General features: G+C 40.3%; 19 protein-coding genes and 1 pseudogene. 7 read left to right on the top strand and 13 right to left on the bottom strand.

The window, feature by feature from the left end; all coding sequences use genetic code 11:
• Positions 1-19: 19 nt before the first annotated feature.
• Positions 20-162: pseudogene (locus QYZ87_06650) on the top strand (site-specific integrase).
• Positions 163-573: 411 nt separating this feature from the next.
• Positions 574-2,019, top strand: a complete 1,446-nt coding sequence (locus QYZ87_06645) for a BACON domain-containing carbohydrate-binding protein (GenBank protein MDN4754204.1) — start codon at positions 574-576, stop codon at positions 2,017-2,019.
• Positions 2,020-2,242: 223 nt separating this feature from the next.
• On the opposite strand, the gene QYZ87_06640 is transcribed toward QYZ87_06645, so the two are convergent.
• The 9 genes from QYZ87_06640 to QYZ87_06600 form a co-directional block, all read right to left on the bottom strand.
• Complete coding sequence (locus tag QYZ87_06640) at positions 2,243-3,556, bottom strand: hypothetical protein (protein MDN4754203.1); 1,314 nt, start codon at positions 3,554-3,556, stop codon at positions 2,243-2,245.
• 1 nt (position 3,557) lies between these two features.
• A complete protein-coding gene (locus tag QYZ87_06635; protein MDN4754202.1) occupies positions 3,558-4,337 on the bottom strand; it encodes an outer membrane lipoprotein-sorting protein in 780 nt (259 codons plus the stop codon).
• A 52-nt stretch (positions 4,338-4,389) separates the two neighbouring features.
• On the bottom strand, positions 4,390-6,753 hold the full coding sequence (locus QYZ87_06630) for an MMPL family transporter (protein ID MDN4754201.1): 2,364 nt from the start codon (positions 6,751-6,753) through the stop codon (positions 4,390-4,392).
• Between the two features lie 11 nt (positions 6,754-6,764).
• Positions 6,765-8,498 (bottom strand): ABC transporter ATP-binding protein, encoded by a 1,734-nt coding sequence (locus QYZ87_06625; GenBank protein MDN4754200.1) that lies wholly within the window; start codon positions 8,496-8,498, stop codon positions 6,765-6,767.
• A 21-nt stretch (positions 8,499-8,519) separates the two neighbouring features.
• Positions 8,520-10,274 carry an ABC transporter ATP-binding protein gene (locus tag QYZ87_06620; protein ID MDN4754199.1) on the bottom strand — a complete coding sequence of 585 codons (1,755 nt, stop codon included), beginning with the start codon at positions 10,272-10,274 and terminating at the stop codon, positions 8,520-8,522.
• A gap of 20 nt (positions 10,275-10,294) precedes the next feature.
• Entirely contained in the window at positions 10,295-10,909 is a 615-nt protein-coding gene (locus QYZ87_06615; protein MDN4754198.1) for a TetR/AcrR family transcriptional regulator, read from the bottom strand.
• 566 nt (positions 10,910-11,475) lie between these two features.
• Positions 11,476-12,165, bottom strand: coding sequence for a hypothetical protein (locus QYZ87_06610; GenBank protein MDN4754197.1), 690 nt, complete (start codon positions 12,163-12,165; stop codon positions 11,476-11,478).
• 120 nt (positions 12,166-12,285) lie between these two features.
• Positions 12,286-14,208, bottom strand: coding sequence for an ATP-binding cassette domain-containing protein (locus QYZ87_06605; protein MDN4754196.1), 1,923 nt, complete (start codon positions 14,206-14,208; stop codon positions 12,286-12,288).
• 2 nt (positions 14,209-14,210) lie between these two features.
• Positions 14,211-14,744: a shikimate kinase gene (locus QYZ87_06600; GenBank protein ID MDN4754195.1), complete on the bottom strand. Its 534-nt coding sequence runs from the start codon at positions 14,742-14,744 to the stop codon at positions 14,211-14,213.
• Positions 14,745-15,203: 459 nt separating this feature from the next.
• Between QYZ87_06600 and QYZ87_06595 the strand changes: the two genes are divergently transcribed.
• On the top strand, positions 15,204-15,863 hold the full coding sequence (locus QYZ87_06595; GenBank protein MDN4754194.1) for a YceI family protein: 660 nt from the start codon (positions 15,204-15,206) through the stop codon (positions 15,861-15,863).
• Positions 15,864-15,989: 126 nt separating this feature from the next.
• Here QYZ87_06595 and QYZ87_06590 read toward each other — a convergent pair whose 3' ends face one another.
• The 4 genes from QYZ87_06590 to QYZ87_06575 form a co-directional block, all read right to left on the bottom strand.
• Entirely contained in the window at positions 15,990-16,424 is a 435-nt protein-coding gene (locus QYZ87_06590) for an OsmC family protein (protein MDN4754193.1), read from the bottom strand.
• A gap of 546 nt (positions 16,425-16,970) precedes the next feature.
• Positions 16,971-18,101, bottom strand: a complete 1,131-nt coding sequence (locus QYZ87_06585; GenBank protein MDN4754192.1) for a DUF4852 domain-containing protein — start codon at positions 18,099-18,101, stop codon at positions 16,971-16,973.
• Between the two features lie 15 nt (positions 18,102-18,116).
• Positions 18,117-19,802, bottom strand: coding sequence for an energy-dependent translational throttle protein EttA (ettA, locus tag QYZ87_06580; GenBank protein MDN4754191.1), 1,686 nt, complete (start codon positions 19,800-19,802; stop codon positions 18,117-18,119).
• 155 nt (positions 19,803-19,957) lie between these two features.
• Positions 19,958-20,863, bottom strand: a complete 906-nt coding sequence (locus tag QYZ87_06575) for an IS982 family transposase (GenBank protein MDN4754190.1) — start codon at positions 20,861-20,863, stop codon at positions 19,958-19,960.
• 334 nt (positions 20,864-21,197) lie between these two features.
• Here QYZ87_06575 and QYZ87_06570 point away from each other — a divergent pair, with 334 nt between their 5' ends.
• The 4 genes from QYZ87_06570 to QYZ87_06555 all read left to right on the top strand — a co-directional run bounded on the left by QYZ87_06570 (position 21,198) and on the right by QYZ87_06555 (position 26,091).
• Entirely contained in the window at positions 21,198-21,680 is a 483-nt protein-coding gene (locus QYZ87_06570; GenBank protein ID MDN4754189.1) for a ferritin, read from the top strand.
• Between the two features lie 149 nt (positions 21,681-21,829).
• The gene (locus tag QYZ87_06565) at positions 21,830-23,482 is read left to right on the top strand and encodes a C10 family peptidase (protein MDN4754188.1); all 1,653 of its coding nucleotides are present in this window, start codon (positions 21,830-21,832) and stop codon (positions 23,480-23,482) included.
• A gap of 7 nt (positions 23,483-23,489) precedes the next feature.
• Positions 23,490-24,443, top strand: a complete 954-nt coding sequence (locus QYZ87_06560; protein ID MDN4754187.1) for a hypothetical protein — start codon at positions 23,490-23,492, stop codon at positions 24,441-24,443.
• A gap of 13 nt (positions 24,444-24,456) precedes the next feature.
• Positions 24,457-26,091, top strand: a complete 1,635-nt coding sequence (locus QYZ87_06555; GenBank protein ID MDN4754186.1) for a hypothetical protein — start codon at positions 24,457-24,459, stop codon at positions 26,089-26,091.
• Positions 26,092-26,120 lie beyond the last annotated feature (29 nt).

Here is a 26,120-nt window from a genome sequence, read left to right as displayed (position 1 = left end):
CCTAGCTTTATTGCATTTTACGTATGAGAGTTGTTGTAAATCAGTAAAGCGATGGGTGAAACGTGTGGTATCAATAAACACATCAGCTGGCACAAAGCCCGCCATAGTTTTGTGATGGGCATGAAAGAAAATAGAAATATTAAAATCCTTCCCAATAGACTAATTCCAAATGACAAGTTCCATTTAGTCTTTTAAAACCTCTTATTAATCAAAAGAAAAATCATAATTATATATGAGATCAACGAAGTAAACCGCAAACATATTGTGAAATATAACAATCAACCATCCTATTAAATGATGTTAACAAGAACACGATTTTAATAATTTTATAACTATTATGATTATAATTGTTATAAAATATATTCTTGAATATTAACTATAAAAGTGAAATAATAAAATGAGAAACAACATTTATTCTACTTATTTACGATAATTGTAGCTGGCATCGTTTATCGATTGTAGTCAAAATAATACAAGACCGATAGAAGTAATAATCAATCTGGTTAGAACTTATAGATGAAGTAGAATATATTTCAAATGTACATGGTTATGATATTTATGCACTTTAAGCAAATGAAAAGAATTTTATGTGGGTCCGGACTTATTGGTTTACTCATGCTAGTGTTCTTCCAAGGATGTGCACCGAAGGGAGATGAAATTATTATCCCTGACATCACACTTTCTGTTGAAGAATTGAAGGCAAATGCAAGTGGAGGTACTTTTACCGTTGATATCGAAAGTAACGTCCAGTGGAATGTAGTCGGAGAGTTTACTGATTGGTATCATGCAAGTAAGATTGATGATCATACTCTTTCGGTAGTCATTGATGAAAATACGACAGCTCAAGATCGTAAAGCCTCAATATTATTAGAGGCACAAGATTCGGAGTTGAAAATTCCCCTTGTTCAAAGAGAAAAAGTTGAGATTCTCTTAGAAAATCATGAGATAAGTTTGCGAGCACAAGCTTCAGAAAGACGTATCGAGGTAGAATCAAACTATGCTGAATGGTCGGTAAAATCTAGTGAAGCGTGGTTGACTGTAACAAAGGAACAGGATAATATTGTAAAACTTGTAGCGGAAGAAAACAAGAGTACAGAAAGTACAAGAGAGGCAGTCGTGACGCTTTCTGTTGATGGAAAAGAAGAGGAAATTCTAGTAAAACAGGATTTTACCACGGTTATAACATTATCTAAAAACGCGATTTCATTTCCATGGCAGGGCGGTGAAGAGTGGATTGAGATAGAATCTAACAAAGAAGTAAGTTTTGACACAAATCTGCCTTCAATATTTGAACTCACAGTAGAGGATAAATCCCCAAATAGCAAAAGACTTAATATAAGGATGGGGCGTTACGATAGTGAACGGCAACTCAATCTCTATCTGAACGTCTCTGCAAACGATGTCGATATACCTATTAGCATATCTGTAGAGCCCTCAATGTTTAGGAAAAATCAAATGGAGGCTCTAAAAGCATTATACATGGCTACCGATGGAGATAATTGGACTAGAAATGACAATTGGTTGTCAGATAAGCCCATAACTGAATGGTATGGTATAGTGGGGGCTGATTATCAAATACCCGAAAAAGAACCAACACTAAGTGTAACGAGTATAAAACTTAATAATAATAATCTTGTGGGTGAAATACCAAAAGAGATAGGTTTTCTGGATGATCTTATGATTCTTGAGTTATCAGATAATCATCTACATGGTACAGTGCCAGAAGAACTCGGCTCTATCAGTAATCTTATTGTGCTGGACCTAAGTAAAAATGAGTATAGCGGTGCACTCCCATCATTTTTATTCAAGGACTTGCATTGTACTAATATCTTAAGGTTGAATGATAATAATTTCGAGGGTTACATAGACCTTGACAAGCTAATCTCTCCAGAGGTCAAGCTGTCAACGATAAAGTTACAAATGAACAAGCTACGTGGTCCAAGGCCAAAACAGCTTAAAAATAGAAACATTGAGATCATAATAGATCCCCAGCAGGAAAACTATGGGTTTGAAGATTAATTATTTTTCACCACACATAGAGAATACTACGATTTTAGAGGTGTAACATAGAATTCATCGTAGTCTCTTTTGATAAGACGAGGGGGTGTCAAAACTTTAATTTTGGCACACCCTCGTCTTCTATTAAAACTTTCATCAGACAGTAATAGATCTCAATGCCATTAGGATTTTACAATACCTCTAACTCACATCCATTATGAGATGAGTTACTTAGTGCAAGCCCTTAAAAACTATACTTCACTTTGACCCATGATTCGGAGTTATTTGCGTACATCGCGAACTTCCCTTTCTTCGCATTGAAATAATCATATCCAGCGGTAAGTTCGACCTGATCATTCAGTGCATATGATGCCGAAAGGCGGTTGAATATGCCCCTGTTCGTTACGTCATAATATGCGAAGGTGGAGATTTTTAGCATGTTTTGGAGAAACTCCTTAGAAATTCTTGCTGTCGCAAGTCCTTCATTCCGATGGATGGAAAGGCCTGTCATATTCCCAGATGTATATTTATGGCTGTATTGCACACTGATGTTCCAGTCGCTACCAGGGTACCAGTCCACTCCCAAAAGAGTATTTATCGAATTACGTCTAGGAGCTTCTTGTTGGATAATACCTCCTTGAGCCTCTCCTATGTAATAGGCGGTTTCACACCGGACAACCATCTGACTGATAGGGAAAGAACAGTCCGCCCCTACCATTGTCATGCGATTGTACTTTCCGGCTATCTGTTGAGAGCGTCCATCCTCAGCCAAATTAATACATAGTGCTGGCATCTTGTTCCATGTTCGTAATGCACTTATAGAGAGGTCTATTCCGCGAAGATTAACGGTTATTCGTCCTCCATACTCCATGTTTTTGAGCCTTTTTTCAGGTTTCCCACTTTCTAAATCTATGGTATAAGGCAGTGGTGTATTCTGAAAACGTAATGCCCATGGGTTTTCTTTATCTATGGGAATGATAAAAAAGTTCACTACAGGATTAAGTAAAGCTTCAAAAGTGATAGACTGCCATGTATATTTTGCACGGAGAGCATTTACAGGTATCCGTATGTCATCGTAGTCTTGAGCCAGAAACTCGCTATAGTCGAAAGGGGATACCTTATCCGTGATACATAGTGCATCAGCCACTCCCCATACAATGATCTGACGTCCTATCCTTAGGTCCAAGTTCCCTTTTTCATAAGAGAGATAAGCTTCACGCAAATTCAAGCCCGATCGCTCCTTTAATAATCCGTTATAAGTAGCATTTAGGGAGACTAAAAGAGCGGCACCGCCTTTTTTAAGCCTTAGCTCTCCGCGGGCACGAGTTCTAGAAGCCATAAAGTCCCGCTTGCCACTTGTCCTTACAGCATGGTAAGTATCAAGGAAGCCTTTCACTCTTACTTGTAAAAAGTCATCGTAGGAATCTTCCATAGCTTCTTCTTCGATATAATTCATACTCTCCGGGACGCTGTCGGTTACTACAGTATCCGTTTGTGCCTTTGCCTGTACTGAGAGTAGGGGTACGAGTATGATGACCCACAAACGTTTCGTCTTCATTTCATAGTCCTTTCTCTAGGTTGGCTACAGTGAAGAGGTTTGGTGAGACTTTTATATCAAATTTTTGATTATTCATACGTAGGATAGTCTTATGTCCAGTTTGCATATTTTCCATCTGCATCAGGTGCATGGTCCAGAATCCTTGCATTAACTCAATATTTGAAATGGTCAGTTGACGATGAATCTTATTGAGTTTGTCATAGTATTCAGCCTTGACAGCCAATAAGCAATCTTGCCTTATCCATGTGATTCGATATGAGTATATTTCGTCTTTGTCCTTGGGGATGGACTTAATTACCCAGCATTTATGCTCATCTATGACCTCCTCTTTTAATAGTTCGTGGGTCTCCTCGTCCACATTACGTGAACTCATGTCGTTATAGGTGAAGTCACTACCCATGAAGTAATCAGTTTTGGATGATTTTCCACTGATTCGACGTGTCTTTTTCATTGCAGGTAAGTATAGCCACTTGTCATCCTGCTTACTAGTATCATCATAGTCCCACGTTAGGAAGCCCGTACCTTTCACATCACCAGGATAAGTAAAAAACATAATCTTTTTTGTATCGTCCCCTATATCTATAGCCCATGATTCGAGTTTACGTACCCTTTTGTGTCCACTCTTTTGAATGAGCGTCATTTCAATCGTAGCATATCGAGTATCTCCGTTAGGCCTGTCCTTAGCTTTTTGCATAATGTCCCTCCCTGATAGATCTGCAGCTTGTCCGCTACTAATCGCTAGTAATGCGATGAGCGATAATAATAAATGTTTCGTCTTCATATTATTCATTTTGTTTGAGCTTAAAATTTTTTCAATGACTTGTCTAACAAATTTAGTTCTGTGTAGTCTCTTTCTTCTTTTTCTTGTCAAATACACCTAAGTACTTGAAAAAAGTTGGGGTAAGGAATAAATCAGCTAGCAAAGCCGATACCATACCTGCTACAGCCAATATGCCCCAGTTACGCATTTGGGTAGCATCTGACATGATGAACCCAGCAAAAGTCGCTGAGATGATGACCGTTGACATCACAATTGCCAGCCCCTCAGTTCGGAATGTTTTATTGATAGCCTGCTCATAATCTCTACATCTGTCGTATGCAACATGGCTGTGATTAATGAAGTGGATAGTGTCATCAACAGCTATACCTAATATCATTGGAATGAGTGAAGCCGTCATCATGTCGAGTGGATAGCCAAGCCACCCCATCATGCCACCAACTATAAGAGCAGGAGCGATGTTTGGGATCATACCTACCAATCCTACTTTCCAATTGCCAAAGATGATGACGAGGATAATACCAATGACCAGAACAGATAGTAACATTGACCACATTTGTCCCCGTTCTACATATTGTTGCATCACGGTGAATTGAGGAATATTTCCTACCACTGATATGTGAGCATCAGGAAATAGATTACGAGCTTCATTCTGAAGATCCTCCATCTCTTTTTCCGCCTCATTAGAGTTATAGCTATTTAATTCTAGCTGCAAACGTAGCCGCTTATAGTCATAGTCCATCCAATATTCCGACTCTGTGCCACCTGCATTCTCGTAAAGCAATAGTAACTGAGCCACCATGTTTGGGTCGTTAGGGATCTTGTAGTATTCCGGCTTATTGCTATTAAGAGTACAGTTCATGTCTTTAACAATGTCCGTAATGGAATTGTGACGTTTAGTCAATTCGTAGCGGTCTGCAATTTTTGCCAGTTCATCCAGCTTCTGCAAGTTGGTTGGTTGCTTCGCATCATTATCATTTGGTAGTGTGATCATGAGATCGTAAGCATACATCGACCCAAGCTCAGTTTCACAAAGGTCTAGGAAGCTCTTGACGTACGGAATTTTGCGACCCATTGTTTTCTCAATGTCAAATGCTGGTTCTATCGAAAAAAGTCCTATACTGCAAAATAATGTGACTAGAATAGATAGAGATACGATCATTTTGTGGTTTCGCATAATATAGCTTCCGAACCTCTCGAAGCGTCCGCCTATATATCCTTCAAAACTCTTAGACATATCTACCGCTGGTTTGCGATCCTTACCAAAAGAGAGTAGTATAGGAGTAATGAACAGGCATGTAAGCAGCACCGCAAGCAGACACAGAGAGGTATTGATACCGATGGCTTTCATTGGGACTATTTTCATTGCGAGGAATGTCATCATGGCAGCTATCGTAGTCAATCCCGATAGTAGGACACCCCAGCCCGTTTCACCCATAGCTTCTTTGATTGATGTATGACGCTTTCCTGTCTCTACGAACTGTGTCTTAAAGAAGTTGTAGAGATGGATATTATAGGCGATAGAGCAGGCAAAGGTCAATATCACTGCTATCATAGCAGTGCTCATATCTATATATAGTCCAGTCCAGCCAATAATCCCAAAGCCTATGAGGAGGCCAAAAGCTGAGGTCAATAAAGGTGCGATGACTCCCCGTATTGAGCGTGTTACGATTAGCATTACTATGATGGAGACGATGAAGGCGAATAGGAATAGTCTGCCCATCTCCCCTTGTAAATAGACGAACTTCTCATAGCTCAGGTAAGGCATTCCAGAAGCACTCGGTGATAACTCCGAGTATTTTGCCTTACGGATGATATGCCCAGCTTCCTTACCCGTAAGCATATCTGGAGCAATGTTGCTTTGCTTTTTCCACTCCGAATCCTCAGGGAAAGGACGTAGTTTTACCATTATCCAGGTCATGGTTCCATCCTTTGATACTAATTTCTTAGCCAGATTGGGTTTGCTATACGCCTTTCGTTTGATTTCTTTCAGTGAAGTGATATCTGAAGGTATTTCCTCAGGTACTATTTGCTCTATAGTCATGCCATCATCCGTTCCTACTGCAAACTCAAGATCGGTAAGGGAAATTACCTTCTCCGCATACGAGAGACTGTCCTTCAGTTCATTACTAAGTTCTCGAATGAGCTTGAGGCTATGGTTGGAGAATATGTCCTCGTTCTTAACGAGTACAGCCACGTAGTAGTCGTTGCCAAATATGGATTCGAATTCTTTGGTTTTGAGTAACATGGGATCATCGCTTACGAAATAGTCGTCAAAGGATGTCTTCATCACGATGCGTTTAGTCCCTACGAAAGAAAGGGCTATGATGGTCAAGAAAAGAACTCCTACGATAATCCGATGGCTAAGTATCCAGTCTGCCAAGGCTTTGAACCTTCTGTTGATTTTGATGATATTCATTCTAGTAATATTTATATATTTCTGTGATGCTCTTGTTGTCTTCTGACCATGCGGGCGAACTCGCCATTTTTGCTCATCAGTTCGTCAGGCGTTCCCTGCTCACTAACTTTCCCTCCATTGAGCACTACTATATGATTAGCATTTTGGACGGTCCTCATACGGTGGGCGATGATGATGACGGTCTTGTCTCGGACCAGTTCAGAGAGCCCTACCTGTATTTTCGTTTCGTTTTCTGCATCTAGGCTTGCTGTAGCCTCGTCTAGGAGTATGATAGGGGCGTTTTTCAAAAGAGCGCGAGCAATGGAGATACGCTGGCGTTCGCCACCAGAAAGTGTCTCTCCATTTTCGCCAATGATGGTGTCATACCCCTGCGGCATACGGCTAATGAAGTCATCGCATTGAGCCAGCTTTGCGGCGTGATACACTTCTTCATCAGTGGCATTAAGCTTGCCGATGCGGATATTATCAGCAATAGAAGCATTGAAGAGTATTACATCTTGGAAGACTATGGAAAAGTGTTGTAATAAGCTCTCTGGGTCAATCATAGAGATATCTTTTCCTCCTATTAGGATCTTACCGCTGTCTATGTCCCAGAAACGGGCAGCCAGCTTTGTCGTAGTACTCTTTCCTCCTCCAGATGGACCTACGAGGGCTGTTACATCACCTTGTCGTGCCGTGAATGAAACATTGTGTAAGACCTGTTTATCAGAATCGTATGCGAAGCTGACGTTCTGAAACTCAATGTCATAGTCTTGTATCTCAACATCCTTGCTTCCTTCTTGTGTCGACATCTCCTCGATCTCCTTCATCCTATTGATACGGACGTCCAGAAATGCGAGTACGGCAAGATTATTACATACATCCTGAATAGGATTGTATATCATTGCTGAGATGAGAAGAAAAGCCATATACACAAAGGCTGAAACTTCATTTTGCTGTAGCAGCCATGCACCCACTAGAATTACTGTGGGCATCCCTAATTTTAGAAACACTGTTGAAAGATTGACAAATACACCTGCTACCAATTCATGGTTAATCAGCTCTTTTTCATAGATATTCAATTGCTGGTCAAACCTTCTGCAGTACTCATTTTCTCCATTGTATGACTTGATTTCCTGTACACAATCTAGTCCGTCTTGAACCTGTTCGGTTACTTCACGCTTCACGTGATAGAGATTCTTGAAGGCTTTGTCCAAATTCTGTCTTGATAGAAATAATGTAGCTATAGCTAATGGCACAACCCATAAAAGTGCAGTTGCCAATCTCCAATCGTAGAAGAATAAACCGATGGAAATAATAACCATACTCAGTATAGAGGCGAATAATTGAGGAATAGCATGGGAGAATGTGTGCTCTAATTGTGTACAATCTTCCATCACCGTAGAGGTGAGGTCTGAAAGATTCCTTTCTCCGAAGAATGATAGCGGCAAGCGACGAAGCTTCTCTGCTACACTGATACGGCGTTGAGCACTTTCCGTATAAACCGTAGTGTACGTGCTATTGTACTGCCATATACTGATGATATACATCACGAATATCAGTACGACAGCTAAGAGGATATAGAACAATAGTGTGTGTCTTTGCATTTCTGGCTCATTGCCGATATATTCCATTAGAAAGAGAAATAAGTACGAGGGCGGTAACATTAATGCAAGATTGAGTAATGTCGAATATACTATACCCTTACGCAAATCTCTAGCTCCTTTTTCCGATAGGGCAAAACGGTTCTGAAAGTATTTAATCATTTTGGGATATTTTTTTTAAGGTTATAATCTCCATGCCACTGCCTTTTGGTACTCATTCCACATTTTATGGTATAGCCCTTTCTGAGCTATCAGTTCAGAGTGCGTTCCTTCTTCAGCTATGCTTCCATCATCCATTACCACGATTTTGTCAGCATCCTCTACGGTCGTTAGCCGATGAGCTATCATAAGAACTGTTTTTCCATGAGTAAGGTGTGCTAGTGCTTGGCGGATCAGATGTTCATTTTCAGGATCTGCGAAGGCGGTGGCTTCATCAAGTACCACGATAGGGGCATTCTTTAGGATAGCCCGAGCTAGTACGATGCGTTGTTGTTCTCCACCTGATAGGTAGGTCCCTTCTGTGCCTATTTTGGTGTTTAGACCTAATGGCAGTTTCTCTATGATTTCACGGCTTTGGGATAAATCAATGGCACGATTAATCTCTTCTTCTGTCGGGGAGAGACTACCATAGCATATATTCTCTAAGATAGAGGTCTTAAAAAGTCGAGTGTTTTGAAAGACAAATGAAACGTTCTGCATCAACTCACTCTTATCCATTTGTCGGACATCAATACCACCTATACTTAGACTACCAGCACTCACGTCCCAGAAACGGGGAATGAGCCGTGCTATGGTGGTCTTCCCACTTCCCGAAGCTCCTACAAGAGCGGCTGTCTCTCCCTCCTTAATGGTGAGGTTAATGTTATGGATCGCATCTGTATTTGCCATATCGTATCGAAATGAAACATCCTCAAACTTTATGTCAAAGTTTTTTGCTCTTTCGGGTGTCTTATTTTCAGGAAGCGGTGGTATCGTCGTGAGCTTTTCTAAACGATCTACGGCTTCATTTGCAAGGAAGAGGTTCTGACCTAGATACATTACCTTCATCACATTGGCGGCGATAACAGGGGTGATCAGCACATAGAGAAAGATATCTGCGATGATGATAGCTGGCTCTCCTCCGTGACCTATCATAATGATGCCTGTGGGCACGAGTATGAAGGCGAATGCATTTATGGCTACGGTGTAGGCGGACATCGGCTTACACCACAGAAGCGTATATTTGATAACAAGGTCGCGGTAGCGTATGATACTGTCGTGAAATTTCTTGAATGAGAATACGGTCTGTTGGAATACTTTTACGACTGGTATACCTCGCACATATTCTACAGCATCAGAACTCATCTTCTCCTGAGCATCTAGATACATCCGCTGAAAATGATTGTTCTTGGGATTCATCATATAGCCCATGATCCCAAAGGCTGTCACTAGCGGTACCATAGATGCTATACCTAACTGCCAATCGACGACTAGGAGAAGGATGATGACTCCAATAGGAGCAACGATACTACTAGCAGCATCAGGTAAGATGTGAGCCACAAAGGTATGAGTCTGTCCTGCATCTTCATCTATTATTTTTCGCATTCTACCAGAGTTCTGTGTGTCAAAGAATCCCAGAGGTGCACGCATCAGCCGATTCATGGCTGTACGTCGCATGTTGGTCTCGATCCTAAACGCGGCAATATGTGAGAGCATCAATGCGGCAAAACAGATCAATACATTGACTACAGATACTATAAAGGCCGCTATCGCGTAGTTCCAAATCGGCGTATCTGAAAGATCCCCTTCGGTAGTGAGCAGTGTGCGAACCACAAGCCACACAAGAATAAAGGGTATGAGTGACAGCAGTCCGTTGATTGCTGATAACCAGATGGAGCTAGGCAATAAAGATTTTCGCCCCTCCATGTAAAAGCGTAATCGTTTGAGTGTTTTTATCATTTTTGTTTATGTTTAGTTTGTTATGGTTTCATTAGTTCTTTCCATCCCGCTAATCCATATGACACGTATTGGTCGAGTGCCAGCCTAATTTCCTCTTGGCTGTAATCTTCATGCTCAATAAGTTCGCAGAAAAGTGTCATCCATGAAGAGCTGGTTATGTGGATTAGGAATGGCGATATATTAGTATTGAGATGAGGATATCGTTGTTTCATAAGCCGAAGATATTCATATCCAATCTCCATTTGATAGTTTATGATTATCTCCTTATATCCAGCTAAGGAGGTTCCTTCTGCATTGAAAAGCAATAGTCGAAGTTCAGCTCGGTAGGTTTCAATAAGTTCGAGCATAGCATATAGGTATTCATTCTGACTTTCACGTAAGTTGAATACGGCTAAGGACAGATATTCCTCTCGGTTGTGTGAAAGGATGTAACTATCTAGTGCAGAAAGGAGAGGTTTCAATACCTCGCAGAATAGTTCGTCTTTGCTACTGAAGTAATGGTATAGATTGCCCACTGTAATGCCAGCTTTGCTCGCAATAGTACGTATGGTGGTCTGTCTTACACCGTTCTTTATGAATTCATTATGTGCTATAGATACTATGCGTTGTCTTGTGTCAGTCTTTAATATTTGCATACCAAGTCGGGATTTTTAATAATGAACAAAGTTCTGTTACGTTCATAAAAAAAAGCACCATTCTTTATTCGAATGATGCTTTGGCTTGATGAGAAAAATCTACTTTTCTCTCTATATGTTTACATGATATAATATTCATTTCTTTACGTTTATACTAAACTAAATCTTTAGGATGTAAAGGTAGAAACGAACGGAGCATATTACAATACCCAAAAATCGGTATTTTATACTACAAGCTCCTGTGTCATCTGTTGTCTATCAAATGAACTCTTCATCTTAGGTTTAGACATATTTTTTTTACGAAAAGTTGCTCGAAGTAAGACTTTTATAGTGTCTTCGGTGAGTCAAAAGTGTAGTGTCAAAGTTCTGGTTATATAGAAGAGAAATGTTTCCTATAGGAAACATAATTTTTTCATATGAGAAGAAGATGCCCTTCCTATAGGATGAATTTTTCTGCTCTATTTATATACAAAAACGTTCATTTGACATTGAAATCAAATGAACGTTTTTGAGGAGAGGATTTGTTTAAAGTCCTTTACCCCTTATTCGGTTGATCGACCTAATTATTATTCTGGACGAGTAATACTCTTAAGTACCTGAATTGTTTGGCCCCCGACGCCTTCATCAATGGATGACTTAGCTACACCACGTCCAGGTATAATCCAAAACTTGTATAGGACTTCTCCACTTTTAGTTTGTCCCATAGCTGATACTGTAGATTCTCCCTTTGCTTCTACTACAATAGTCTCAAAGGTACCAGCTGGTACAGTAATCGTTTCCTGCCCTATGATTTTGTTGCTAACAGTTTGTATATCTACATTTTGTGAGAAGCCCATTGCAGAGACGGTGGTGGTGTACTTATTTAGAGGGAATTCATCACCAATATTACCATTAAGAGGGATGTGAAGAGGCTCACCATCAAGGGAAACACTAGTCCCAGAAGCTCCGAGTTTTGACATCTGCTCTTCAAGTAGTTTTTGCATTTCAGCTAGCGGTTGTATGAGCATGCCTCCTTGGATGATGTAGTTGCATGTGTAGTTTAGTACGCCGAGGTTATTAGGCATATCTTGTTTGATCTCTACTTTGAAGCTATCTCCGTTATTCTCAATAAGTTTGATTTCTTGATCTAACTTCACACCTGCAGCTTGGACTTCGTACGTGTAGAGCGTACCAATTGGGTCCTCAGCTGGGACTATTTGAGCCATTGCACCCTGAACCATAATGATGGAGAGTATGGCGAGGAATAATTTTTTCATTGTAAATGTGTTGTTAATGGTTATCAGATTAATTTTTACTATAGCCAAATGTAATCAAAAAAGGGAAATACAATGTATCTATCTATGATAAATTTCAAGTTTGAGATCAATCAAATAGAATTAATCATTAAGGAATTGTTCGAGCTCTACCGAAACTTTTTCCCAGTTAGCCATCTCGTCCTCAAGTGATTGTGAGGTCTTTTCATATTTATTTAATAACTCTGCAGTCGTTCCTTCAGCTAGTTTTTCCTCAAGCTTAGCGATCGTTTCTTCTAGGCTGGCAATCAGTTCTTCTGACTTCTTGACCGCTTGTTCTAGCTTCCGATGTTCCCGCTGGCGTTCTTTTTGCTGTTCGTAGCTTTCTCGCCCTTCTGTCTTTTCTGGAGCTACCCGCTCCCCCGCACCAGTGGTCTCTTTGTTGATCGGTTGCTCTTGCTGGGTCTGAAGTTTCCATATATAATCCTGCATACCCCCGAGGTGATTGACTACTTTCTTATCCTTAAACTCAAAGACTTTGTCCACCAATCCATCGAGGAAGTCACGGTCATGACTCACTATCAGTACGGTCCCGTCATAATTTTGTATCGCTTCCTTAAGCACCGCTTTACTGCTGAGGTCGAGGTGGTTTGTTGGTTCGTCTAGGATTAAAAAGTTGGAGGGTGAGAGTAAGAGTAGAATCATTGCGAGCCTGCTCCGCTCACCACCACTGAGTACCGATATTTTCTTTTCGGAGAGTTCGCCACCAAACATGAAGGCCCCAAGAATATTATTTATTTGTAAGCGAATGTCTCCTACGGCAGCTTCATCTACGGTTTCATAAATAGTTTTCTGAGGATTAAGCAAGGCTGCTTGATTCTGAGCAAAATATGAGATCTCCACTTGGTGACCATCTTTTATCATACCCTCAAACGGGATCTCTCCCATAATAGCACGTACAAAGGTGGTCTTTCCTGAGCCGTTTTTCCCTACGAGGGCGATTTTATCGCCACGCTTTATCTCTAAGTCTATATCGTCCAAGACATTGTGCGTGCCATAAGATACACTTAGGTCCTTAATTATCAATGGATATTCTCCACTCTGTACAGACATCGGGAAGCGGAAGTGAATGGCACGTCTATCAAGTTCTTCTACCTCTATGCGATCCAGTTTGTCCAACTGCTTAATACGGCTCTGTACCTGCACAGCTTTTGTCGCCTTGTAGCGGAAACGTTCGATGAAGTCCTCCGTTTCCTTGATCATCTTTTGTTGATTCTCATACGCTCTGAGCTGTTGTTCGTATCGCTCTTCTCTCAATTGAATGTAGTGACTATAATTGGTCTTGTAGTCAAATGCTTTTCCCAATGAGATTTCCACGGTACGGGTGGTGATGTTGTCTAGAAAACGCCGATCGTGACTCACCATAATCACAGCTGCTGAGCTTTTTTTGAGAAATCCTTCAAGCCAGATAATGGACTCCATATCTAGGTGGTTTGTTGGTTCGTCAAGAAGAATTAAGTCAGGACGCCCTAGAAGGATCTTTGCAAGTTCTATTCGCATACGCCAGCCACCAGAAAATTCAGATGTCTGTCGGTCAAAATCCTTAGGGTCAAAGCCCAGACCCTTCAGTGTGACCTCAATTTCGGCCTCCATCTGAATAGGATTGTAAAGGGCTAAAAGTTCGGTCATGTTAGAGACCCTTTGCACTAGCTCCATGTAGCTTTCACTCTCATAGTCAGTTCGTTCAGCTAATTCTGCACTGTGTTTCTCGACCGCCTTTTGTAATTCTAGTTCCTTAGAGTATGCGCGGCGAGCCTCTTCTCTTACCGTACGCCCATCTTGAGTGAGTAGGTGCTGAGGTAAGTATCCAATATTCATATCCGATGGTGCAGACACAGTCCCGTGTGTTGGCTCTCTCAGACCTGCGATGATGTTCAGTAGGGTGGTTTTTCCTGCTCCGTTCCTTCCTGCAAGAGCTACCCTTTCTTTAGGATTAACTTGAATATTGATATTATCAAATAGGACATTGGCTCCAAAGTGTACACCTATGTTATTGAGTGAAAGCATATTTATTTATTGGACAGAATGATAGTGGCAATTTCCTCTGTAAGAGCGATCTCATCATCTTCTGTTACTAGGGTTTCAGCAGAAACAGAGAAGTGAGCCCTTTCGTATATTGGGATCCTCTTAGGTAATACGTTTTCTACGTGCTTTCGGATACCCTCATCATCAAGTCCCATCACAGTAGGGCGAGAGTCTCGGACTTCGATAAGTCTTTTGGTTAGGGCTGCCACGGAAGCTTCTAGATATATCACAGTACCACGAGCAAGCATGAGATCAATATTATCATCCCAGGTAGGCATCCCACCACCTGTAGCAATCACAGTGTCTTGTAATTGTGAGATCTCGATTAGAATGACTTTCTCTCTCTTTCTAAACTTCTCGATACCGCAGCCCGCCATCATCCCACCAATGGAGCTGTGGTATTTTTTTTCAAGATACTCATCGGCGTCAAGAAAGTTTAGCCCAAGTCTGCTAGCTAGCCTTTTGCCAATAGTAGTTTTTCCGACCGCTGTAAAGCCAATTAAAAATATCGGTTTCATCTTATTGTGTTCAGTGAATATATCTCTACAAAGTTAATCAATCACTAGCATACGCACAACAATAGACGAGAGCTCTTAATGAGTGGAGGGAAATAGAGGATTATCTGCATTGGTGTTTTAAAAGAACTTGATGCGTAATTAAAAGTCGGTTGTCCTCTTTTGGAGGAATAGCATATCTGATGAATGTTATGGAGGGCTACTTATGGCATGTTTTTGATTTGGCTAATGAGTGATGTCTTAAGAGTAGGCTCACGACTTTTATTTGAGGCGACTACGTATTAATATTATAGGCATAATAGTGTTATTTATATCATATCTAATCCGGAATTTGTAAATGTGAGCTTATTTATCGTAGAACATTAACACTATTATCTCAGTATGCAATGTCTCAATTTGTACTATTTGGCGAATTTTTTAGTATCTTTGTGCGTATTTTTTTATAATAAGAAAGATGAATCTATGAGAAAAAATTTAATTTTATTTGTTTTGTTGTCTAGCTTTGTTTTGTTTATGTCTGCTTGTAATGGCAAAAAGAAAGAAAGCAATGAGGGCAAAGAAGCTGTTAATATAAATAGCATCGAGGCCCTAGATAACCTACAGGTTGATACAAAAGCTAGTTACATTGATTGGGTTGGTAGTAAGCCAGGCACTGATCATATTGGAAAGATTTATCTCCAATCAGGTGTGATAGGAGTAGATAAGGCTCAGAAGGAAGTCCTTTCGGGTAAGTTTATTATCGAGATGAACAGTATTGATAATGAGGACTTGGAGGGTGAGATGAAGGCCAAACTGGAAGGACATCTTAAAAGTGCGGATTTCTTCGATGTTGAGAAGTATCCAACTAGTACCTTTGAAATTGCTGAGGTTACTCCTGTAGAAGGAGAGCTGAATAATTACATGGTTACAGGAAATCTTACCATGAAGGATGTTACCCTAAGCATTAGTTTTAAAGCTATGATAAAAGAAGCTGATGGCGTCTATACTGCAGTGTCAGAGCCTATTGTCTTGGATCGTACTCAGTGGGGTGTTAACTATGGCTCCAAGAATATCTTTAAGGATCTTAAAGATAATATCATTAGCGATCAAATCCAGATGACAGTACACTTGGAAGCAAAGTAAGATAGTATATATCATTTTTTTTGATATATGTAAAAAGAGGAGCCTATTCATTGCGAGTAGGCTCCTCTTTATTTTTGTTTATTTCAAGCCATGTCATCTTATTGATGGGTAGGCTTAAAGTCTCATTTACGCTAATGTGATCTTTAGTGGAGTGGAGTTACTTATGGTGTCACTGACTGGACAACGCTCCTCTACTACTTTGATCCACTTCTTAAGGGTATCATCATCCGCATCGGTATCGGGGATGATTTCGACATCCACTTCCTTAAATCCTGCACGATCTGTAGTTTCTTTACCCATTAGTTTGTCAGAATTCAGCGATCCAGCTATTTTGATCTCCACTCCACGAAGGGTGAATCCCATTTCATTGGCGATGAGATGACACATGACGTTTAAACAACCTGAGAGGGCTGCCAATACATACTCTACTGGATTTGCCCCATCATTGGTACCCCCTTGTTCTGTGGGTTCGTCAATAATCATTTCAAAAGAACGAGCCTTCACGACTACTTTTGTAGGGTTCTTACTGCGTGCTTTTACGCGAAATTTAGAATCAGCCATAAAGTTGAAATTTTAAAGGTTATACATACGCTTGTAACTATTAGATGTACAAGCCGTGAAAAAGTTTGAAGGGCGATGTCTAAAGGACTTACCTCTTTTTTGGGGGATATCTAAGTCAAAGAAAGATGACATAGCTCTTCACATCATATATGCGAAATAATCCAAAGTCTCAGATTTCAAATATATTAAGAAAACCAGAATAGAGTTTCGAAATATATTTTTTAGAATCATAAAAATATATATAACTAAAGAATGAAGTATTAGTATTCATTATAGCGAACTGGTTTGCAAATCTGTAATACTTTTGTAGCATGAGACAACGAGCCTATTACTTGAGAGAGCAAGAAGTAATCAAATATGTGGTCAAATCCGAACACACTGCGTTGTTGACGCCGTCAGAAAATATTTTTATGAAAGATCGGTATTTAAATATATTTGAAACCCCATTTGAAAAAGCATCGCTCTTCAAATGGGGTCCCTAAAGAATTAGTGCCAGTATAATTATTTCCCTATAATAAATGGGTTTTCGTATATAACTTGTTCTTATTATTGGAGATAAAGGGAATGAATGTAGTTGTATTCGTGGGAAGGGTGATCAAAGAAGTCAATTGATATGACTTTCCCATTCAAGGTGTATGGTTTAGATAACTCTCTGTCTTCCTCTTCCCGTTTTATAGCCATTCTTTCAAAGATTTCCGCGTCACTATTTTTGGGGGCTTCCCTTTTAAAAGGGGGAAATGCGACAGGGGTATCTATTAATTTCACATATATTGATGCGTAGATCTGATTGATATATCCAATATATTTATCGTTTAATTTTTGTAATGTCAATTCATACTCTTCTGCTTTTCCTGGTGGAAAAAGTAAAAAAGAGGTTCGTTCGTAATCATTTCCTACAAATAAATTGTAGTTCTTATTAATACCAATGACTTGCCACTCATCTAGTCCATAATACCATCTTGATGTAGGGTAGACATAGTATTCACAAGGATAGCCTTGCTTCTTAAAATCATACTCCCCAAATGTAGCATTAAGTTTCACCCTATAGATCTTGGAAAAGTCAAAATGATCAGCTAGCATTTGCAACTCTTTCCTATAGGTTTCTTTCTCACGTTCGAATTTAAATTTGTTAGAAGACAATTCATCGACCAAAGTTTCGTCCTTAGTCATTTTGATATACGACATAACTAAATCATCAGTGATTTCAATCTTATTTACCCTGATGCAATACGCCCATATTAAGTCATCGGTTAGATCTATGGCTACTTTAGAGGTGGGATTATCGCTAAATCTTAGAACTACCTCATGATTGACTACTGCTTCGTCAATATCTATGTATATTTTTGGATATTCCTCCGAAGGTAAGCTAATAATGAGAATATTACTTTCGCTTGAGCTGTAGGTAATATTCTCATTATGAGGTTTTATATCTATGATGGTTCCTTCCATCAAAACTAGATCGTCAGACTTTACTGGATTTAATGAAGTAAAGTCTGGTGACTCATATAGCGTATAAAGAGACCTGTATTCTCCATATTGATTATAACCGATCCGAATGGTGTCTCCTACAGACCAGGTGGTACCATCTAGAGTCTGGTATGAATTTTGTGCATAGATATTATTCCCACTCCATAATAGGGAAATAAATAATAGTAGATATAAAAAATGTTTATTCATGACTTGAATTATTTGTTATGTGAGACTACGGTATCGACGCTTAGGGATAGCATCCTCGCCTAGGCGGCGGAGCTTATCCTCCTCATATTCAGTATAGGATCCTTCGTAGTAGAAGGTATTACCATCGCCCTCGAACGCTAGGATGTGGGTACAGATCCTATCTAGGAACCAACGATCGTGTGAGACCACGACGGCACATCCTGCAAAGTTTTCAAGTCCCTCCTCTAGAGCACGCAAGGTGTTGATGTCAATGTCATTAGTCGGCTCGTCAAGTAACAATACATTGCCACCAGAGCGAAGAGTAAGGGCTAGATGAAGACGGTTACGCTCACCTCCTGATAACACCTTACAGAGCTTCTCTTGGTCGGCACCATTGAAGTTGAATCGACTGAGGTAGGCACGTGCATTGACTTCTTGGTTTCCCACTTTGATGAGGTCTTGACCTCCAGAAATGACTTGATATACAGATTTCTCTGGGTCGATGTCCTTATGCGACTGATCGGCATAGCCAATCACTACTGTTTCACCGACTTCGAAGGTCCCCTCATCGGCTTTCTCCATCCCCATAATCATCTTGAACATTGTGGACTTTCCTGCTCCGTTAGGACCAATCACGCCCACGATGCCATTAGGAGGAAGCATAAAATTAAGGTCATTGAAGAGTACTTTCTCTCCAAAAGCTTTTTTCACAGAATGTGCCTCGATGACCTTATTCCCCAGGCGAGGTCCATTAGGTATATAGATTTCGAGCTTAGCCTCTTTTTCTTTGGTCTCTTGGTTGAGTAAGGCGTCATAGCTATTCAGACGAGCTTTTCCCTTGGCATGCCTTGCCTTAGGAGCCATCCTGATCCAATCAAGTTCGCGCTGTAGAGCTTTAGCTCTCTTGGTGCTTTGCTTCTCTTCTTGAGCCATACGGGTGCTCTTCTGTTCCAGCCAGCTTGAGTAATTGCCTTTCCAAGGGATACCCTCACCACGGTCAAGCTCTAAGATCCAACCTGCGACGTGATCTAGGAAGTAACGGTCGTGGGTGATGCAGATAACAGTACCGGTATATCTCTGTAGGTGTTGCTCCAGCCAATCTATACTCTCAGCATCGAGGTGGTTGGTGGGCTCATCTAGTAACAAGATCTCTGGCTCTTGGATAAGTAAGCGGCAGAGGGCCACTCTACGACGTTCTCCTCCGGATAGCTCTTTCACCGGTTGATCAGCAGGCGGGCAGCGAAGAGCATCCATAGCTCTCTCGAGCTTGGTGTCAAGGTTCCATGCGTCTGAAGCGTCCAGCTTGTCTTGAATATCAGCTTGTCGTGCTAGCAACGCATCCATCTTTTCTGGGTTCTCAAGTACATCTGGATCACCAAACGCATTATTGACTTCGTCAAATTCCTTAAGTAAGGCTACGGTCTCCGCTGCCCCTTGCATCACCACTTCCTTGACTGTTAAGTTGTCGTCCAATTGAGGGTCTTGCTCTAGATAGCCGACACGATATTCAGGGGATGCATATACCACTTCTCCATTGTATTCGCGGTCTATTCCAGCAATAATCTTGAGTAGGGTAGATTTTCCACTACCGTTAAGCCCCACGATACCAATCTTTGCTCCGTAAAAGAAGCTTAGATAAATATTCTTAAGTACTTGTTTGCTTGGTGGAAAAGTTTTGCTTACGCCCACCATTGAGAAAATGATTTTCTTATCGTCTGCCATTTAAATTATATGTCTAATGTTTTTTACTTACAGTACAAATGTAACTCTTTTACTGGAGATAATGCTTTCAAATATTTAGACTCAATTTTCTTTTTATCGGGTTCTTTGATTTTTATCATTTTTATCATTTTTATCATTAGTAACGTGAGTTCGACCTAAGCGATAGCGATTTCGTTAGTTTTTTTGATAATTTCTAAATTCAGCTCTGGCTTCTTAGGCATTAGGTTGTATGCAATTAAACCACAGATGAGATTAACGACAAAGTTATTCACACTTCTATGTCTTGTATGTTCAATTTGACAGACGTTCTTTAGTAAGTCATTCACGGTTTCGATAATAGCTCTCTTTCGCAAAAGAATTTTATCGTAAAGGGACATAAGTGAATTCTTCATATTCTTCTTGATTTTTGTAATTATGTGTATATCATCAATGAAGAGTTTGTCAAATAGAGATTGAGAGATGTATCCTCTATCTCCTATTAATTTCCCAAAAAGCTTCTTTGTGAAGGCATCGTCCTTGAGTGGAGCCCTATCATCAACATTACCAGGAGTGATTTGATATTTGATAATCTCTCCCTTGTCATTGATGACTATATGTAGCTTAAAGCCATAAAACCATCCCATTGTACACTTTCCTTTTGCACCCCACCCCTTCATTGTTTTGTGACTCCTTTCTCGCTTAATATGACAAGCCCTTAACGGTGTAGAGTCAATGAAGGAGATGCCTGTACACTCCCCCAAACAGCACATATTGAGAAAAGCAATCAGTTTATAGGCTACCTTTTGTTGCAACTCCACGAAGCGATTATAGGAGACCGTTTCGGGAAAAAGAGAGTGACACTGTGTGCAAATGTACTTCAGATAGAAAGACTTCAAATCACGGTAATGAGAGTGGTGAAACATTATGAGAATGGTCATCACCTCACTGTCAGAAAGCTTAAACTTCCTATTTCTTCTTCTCTTTGTCTGACCAGTTTCCATAGAATGAGCCTTCATCACCTGATCAAACTTTTTGGAGAAATCATCTAGAATACAAAAAACTTCAACTATATTTGTGAACATAAAAGTGGTATTTTATTTGTTTATCTTATTGATTATCAGTTATAAAGATACAAATAATTTACCACTTTTCCTAATATAATCTCCTCTATTTTAAACTGTTAGAACATCTAACGACTAACAATATTATATCCTTTTCTTACATCGAACTCACGTTTAGTAGAGGATAAATGATCTCTTAGTGGCATGGATAAATGTATTTAGATGTGAAAGTATTGTTATTCGTGGCGAATTTAGGAAAGATTATACTTTAAAATGATGCCCTTTCCACACGAATTCGTTATCTTTGATACAAATGAAAAAGAGAAAGATTTTAAATATATAAAAATTGAAGATTATGATTAAGAAAGAAATACTTAAGAAGATTAATGAGCAGATTAAGCTAGAGTACGAATCTGCATTTATTTATAAGAGAATGTCTATCATGCTTGGAGATATGGGGTGGCCTGGTCTCTCTCACTGGATGCATGAGCAGTATCGTGAGGAGATTCTTCATGCTGAAGAGATGATTGACTATATTATGTCACGCCGTGAGACACCAGAGTTGGGTGACATTAGGATGCCAGAGCTTAGCCTTAAAACCGTGCTTGATTTCTTTGAGAAGTCTTTTGAGCATGAGTGCTTAGTAAGTAAGAAGATCAATGAGATTGTTACCGCTACTATTGAGCAGCAAGACTATGCGACAGAAAACTTCTTCCGTAAATATGTCAATGAGCAGGTGGAAGAGGAAGATACAGTTTCTGATCTTGTAGATCAAATTAAACGTGCCAAGGATGACGGTGGTTTGGTTATCATTGATGGAAGACTTGGTCAGCGTTGATATAGCATAATTGATATAATACATATGTGCTATAGATGGCGATAATTCCCGATTAGGCATTATCGCCATTTTTGTATTTCCCCAAGAAATACGACTTGTTAGAAACTTTAGTTTGTTTCATAGCATCTATAACCATAAAAAATGACCGAATGAAAAAAAGTGTGTTACTGCTGGTGCTGTTACTTCTCTTCACGGCTTGCCAAGAAGGACCTAATGGTGTGTCACAAGTAGAGAAGCAATCATCCAATAAACAGTTTGATGTTAATCCCGAAGAGGCAAGAGGGCTGGCTCAATCAATTTTGCCAGGAAAGACCTTGGAGATGCTGGAGACGGATGTTGCCGATCCCTCTGCGTATTATGTCTTTAATGCACGTGAAGGAGGCTTTGTGATTGTTTCCGCGTACGTCGCAGCTGAACCGATTCTTGGGTACTCTGAGCTAGGAACTATCGACTCCGGTAATGTTCCATTAGGACTAAAGTCCTTGTTAGATGACTACTCTGGAGAAATCATCTCTGCTCGAAAGATGGAACTCACCCCCTCTCGGAAGCGACTAGAAGAGCGGCGGGCTATTTTACGGTCAGGTGATGAGGCGAAGGTTATTAAAGAGCCAATATTAGGAGACTTAAAGTGGGATCAAGGAAATGGATACAATCTTTTTGCTCCGGATTTTACTCCAATAGGTTGTGTGGCTACAGCCACTGCTATGATCATGAGATATTGGGAATATCCAGAGCGAGGCCAAGGTGTGTATCAATATAATTCAGGCCGTTTTGGTATTCAAGGTCATGATTATAATTATACCCTTCGGTGGGATAAGATGCCTATGAATAAAGAGGCGTTAAGTAGACTGAGTGAGCCAGAAAAGGAAGCGGCCAAGTTTCATACTTCACGATTTAATTATGGTGTGGCTGTTGCTTTGGATATGAACTTTGACTATGGTGAGAATGGTGGCAGTGGAACGTACCAGAAATTTGTCCCAGAGATGTTACACCACTTTTATAAATATCCTCCGACTATCAAAAATCTGTATGCCGATAATTATTCGGCTGATGAGTGGCACCAGATGCTCCGGGCAGAGCTGGATGCTGGACGTCCCGTTCAATATGCTGGCAGGGGAGAAGGAGGAGGACACTCCTTTGTGATTGATGGATACAAAGATAATGGCTACTTCTCTCTCAACTGGGGTTGGGGAGGCATCTCTAATGGGTGGTTCAAGCTATCGGCTCTTTCTCCAGATGAGCTTGGCTCAGGAGGAGGTAGCGGCGGATTTAATATGGATCATGAGATGATCATAGGCTTCGAACCCCCAGTGAGAGTCGAAGGTAAGAATAGTGGTAATGTCGATGAACTCGACTCGCCCTTATTTGATAGTCCTGTGGTACTACCATCCCTGGATCTATACATTAAGTACACGAGGTTCAATCAGATAGAGACTTACTCTACAGCTGGTCGGTATGAGGTGTACACAGATAAGATCATTAATGTCGATAATGGGAAGCTTGATGTGGTTATCAAGCCTCATTTTCTTCGTCCCGATGCAGTGGGATATGTATTATTATCTGTAGATCTCAACCATGATGGCATTTTTAACTCAGAAAAGGATCAGGATATTATTCTTTCCTTTGAGAAATTAACCTCTGGACAGGAGATTAATAAGACGATAGACTTCAATACTCTTAAAGTCAAACCAGTAAAGGGTAAAACCTATACCATGCGTGTGAATATAAGTGCCTATGGGTATTCCAATCCCAACTATATGATCTCTGGAGAAGTAGAGGATTACACTATAATGATAAAGTAACATAAGAATGAAGAGAATAATAATACCGACTATCGTCATACTCCTCCTCGCTTCTTGTGGCGGAAAAAATACTCCTAGTTCTGGAAGAGAAGGTGGAAAAAATAATCCTGAAAAGGTCTCTAACTATGTTGCCTTTTTGATTTCTGAAGATCTGGAAGATGAATATAAAACACTCTTTCTATTCATCGATGCCAAACCTGAGGATCGGAAAAATGTATGGATTGATAAGAATGAGAATGGAAAGAAAGACAGTGGTGAAGAGATTACGAAGTTTGGTCTCCATTACGATAAGGAAAACGAATTGAAATTTACAGCAAAAAAGGAGTTGAGACTACATGGAAAGGTGACACACCTAGCTGGCAGAACCAATTTCAGATTTAGTAAATTTACTTCTGGTGTCAATAAAGACCTGACATACCTTGATTTGAGTACCAATTTTATGAAAGAGATAGATATTTCTGGCCTATCTAATCTCCAGTACCTATCTCTGAGAAATAATGTCATTGAGAAGCTAGACTTGACGAAGTTTCATAAATTAAAAGTCTTAGACTTAGGTTATACTAACTATTTTAGTACCGTTCTGGATAACTGTACTGATCTAGAGTATCTAGATCTTTCCGCCAGATACTTTTCAGGCTTTTCAATGAAGCACTTTACCAAGCTACGTACCTTAATTGTTAGAAATAACGAACTGGAGGAGTTTGATGTCAGCACGCTGACCGGACTTGAGGGTTTAGACTTGACCGGAAATAGAATGAAAAAGGATGCTCTGGAAAAACTATATAAGAGTTTGCCAAATAGGAGGGGGTTGGTACCTGGCGTACTGCTTATTAAAGGTAACCCAGGGGCTGTATTGGCTAATCATCAATTAGCTCAGGATCGTAACTGGCAAGTGGATGACACTTCTGAGCGATTGCGTCCTGGGATGAGAAGAGATAATCTCCCTATCGTGAAATGGTAATTATAATTAGTGTATGATGAAAAAGAACTTACTATATATATTCGTGGGTGTCCTTGTCTTAATGACTGGCTGTAATCAAAAGACCCAGATTATGCCAGAGGAAGAACGGACTCTAGAGCTCACCCTTGATAATGATCAATTGCGAAGCTATATTAAGGATCCTAATGGAGAACAAGTACTATTCCGTTGGGATAGAGGAGCCATGGATATCAAGATTGTCTTTAAACAAGGCGATGTCATGGCTTATCTTGGAGGAGTTCAAACCGAAGCGGTGGAAAATGGGAACGCTATATGTACACTTACGATCCCTTCTTCAATTGATCTCACACGCCCTTTTGACCTATACGGCATCATAGCAGATCGAGTGAAAGTCAAGGATGGAAAGATTTTAGTAGGCATAGCAGCTCACTCTACTTATGACCTGTTGTCATTGTCTCCTAATCGAGATGGTGATGTGCCTGTCTATTTTGAATTAAAAGGCGTCGAAGCACGCCAGAAAAAGCTTTCAGCTACCTTTCACCACTTAGGTGCAATGGCTGTTATTTCTATTAAGAATAGTAGCCCTCTTCCGCTCAAGACCGCGGGCTTTGCGATTGTTCCGCATGAGGAATCTTTGGCTTTTTATCATAAAGGAGCACTTCCTTATGTTGGAAATACAGAATTGCCATACCTTGACTTATTAAACCCAGTTGGTCAACCAGATATGATACTAAGCAATGTTGATTATCCTATGGTGGAGATTCCTGCAGGGGGAGTGTCACATGTAGGCTTTTGGTTTGTCCCATTGTCCCATGAGTCTTCAGACATTAATTTGGTGGCGTACCAATTACCAGATAAAGTTCTGCACTCTGAGACTACTCTGCCGGGTCGTCAATTAAAAGCAGGACAAGCTTATGCGATATATGCAGAGTGGAATGGTGAAAAACTTATGATCCTTGATGAAGAGCCTATGAGGCCGATTCCCGAGGGTTTACCTGTTGCTACGTTTGAAACTGCTAAATCTGCTGGAGAGCAGATCTCTATCGGAGTATTACCGAAGGGTGTCGATAGCGAGCCTTTTGTCTTTGTGGATTTAAATGGTAATGCTCAGCCCGATAAAGGGGAGTATATTACCGACTTTACTAATGATATTATGGCGAATAAGGTGATGGACTTCAAGCTCCAGAATTCCAAGTTTGCTATTTATGGTGATGTGGAGATCTTACAAGTGATTGATTCTGGGGTAACAAAGGCCGATCTTTCAAAAATGCCAAATGTGGAAGTGGTTGATTTTTGGAGGAATAATCTCACTACACTAGATCTCAGTAGTAATATTCATCTAAACACAGTGGCGATTCAAGATAATCAGCTATCTCAGCTGATCTTCCCAAGTGAAAATAGGATTCAGTTTCTGTTTCTCGAAAGTAATAAGCTGAGGTCATTGGACATTAAGCCTTTGTCAAGTCTTACGGAGGCGAACATAGCCAGTAATTTATTTGATTCGGCAGCTCTTAATCAGATATACTCAGATCTTCCGACAGCTAAAGACTTGGATGCATCTTGGAAGTACCATTTGTATGTCTTCTCTAATCAAGGCGTGAGCGGTGCTAATGATAGGTTAGCTACTGATAAGGGCTGGACCATACACGCAGATAATCCACAAAACTAGAGTAATAGTTTGGTCATAAAGCAAGCAGG

It is taken from the genome of Porphyromonadaceae bacterium W3.11 (assembly GCA_030434245.1).
GTDB lineage: Bacteria > Bacteroidota > Bacteroidia > Bacteroidales > Porphyromonadaceae > Porphyromonas_A.
This window is presented reverse-complemented; position numbering and strand designations above follow the sequence as displayed.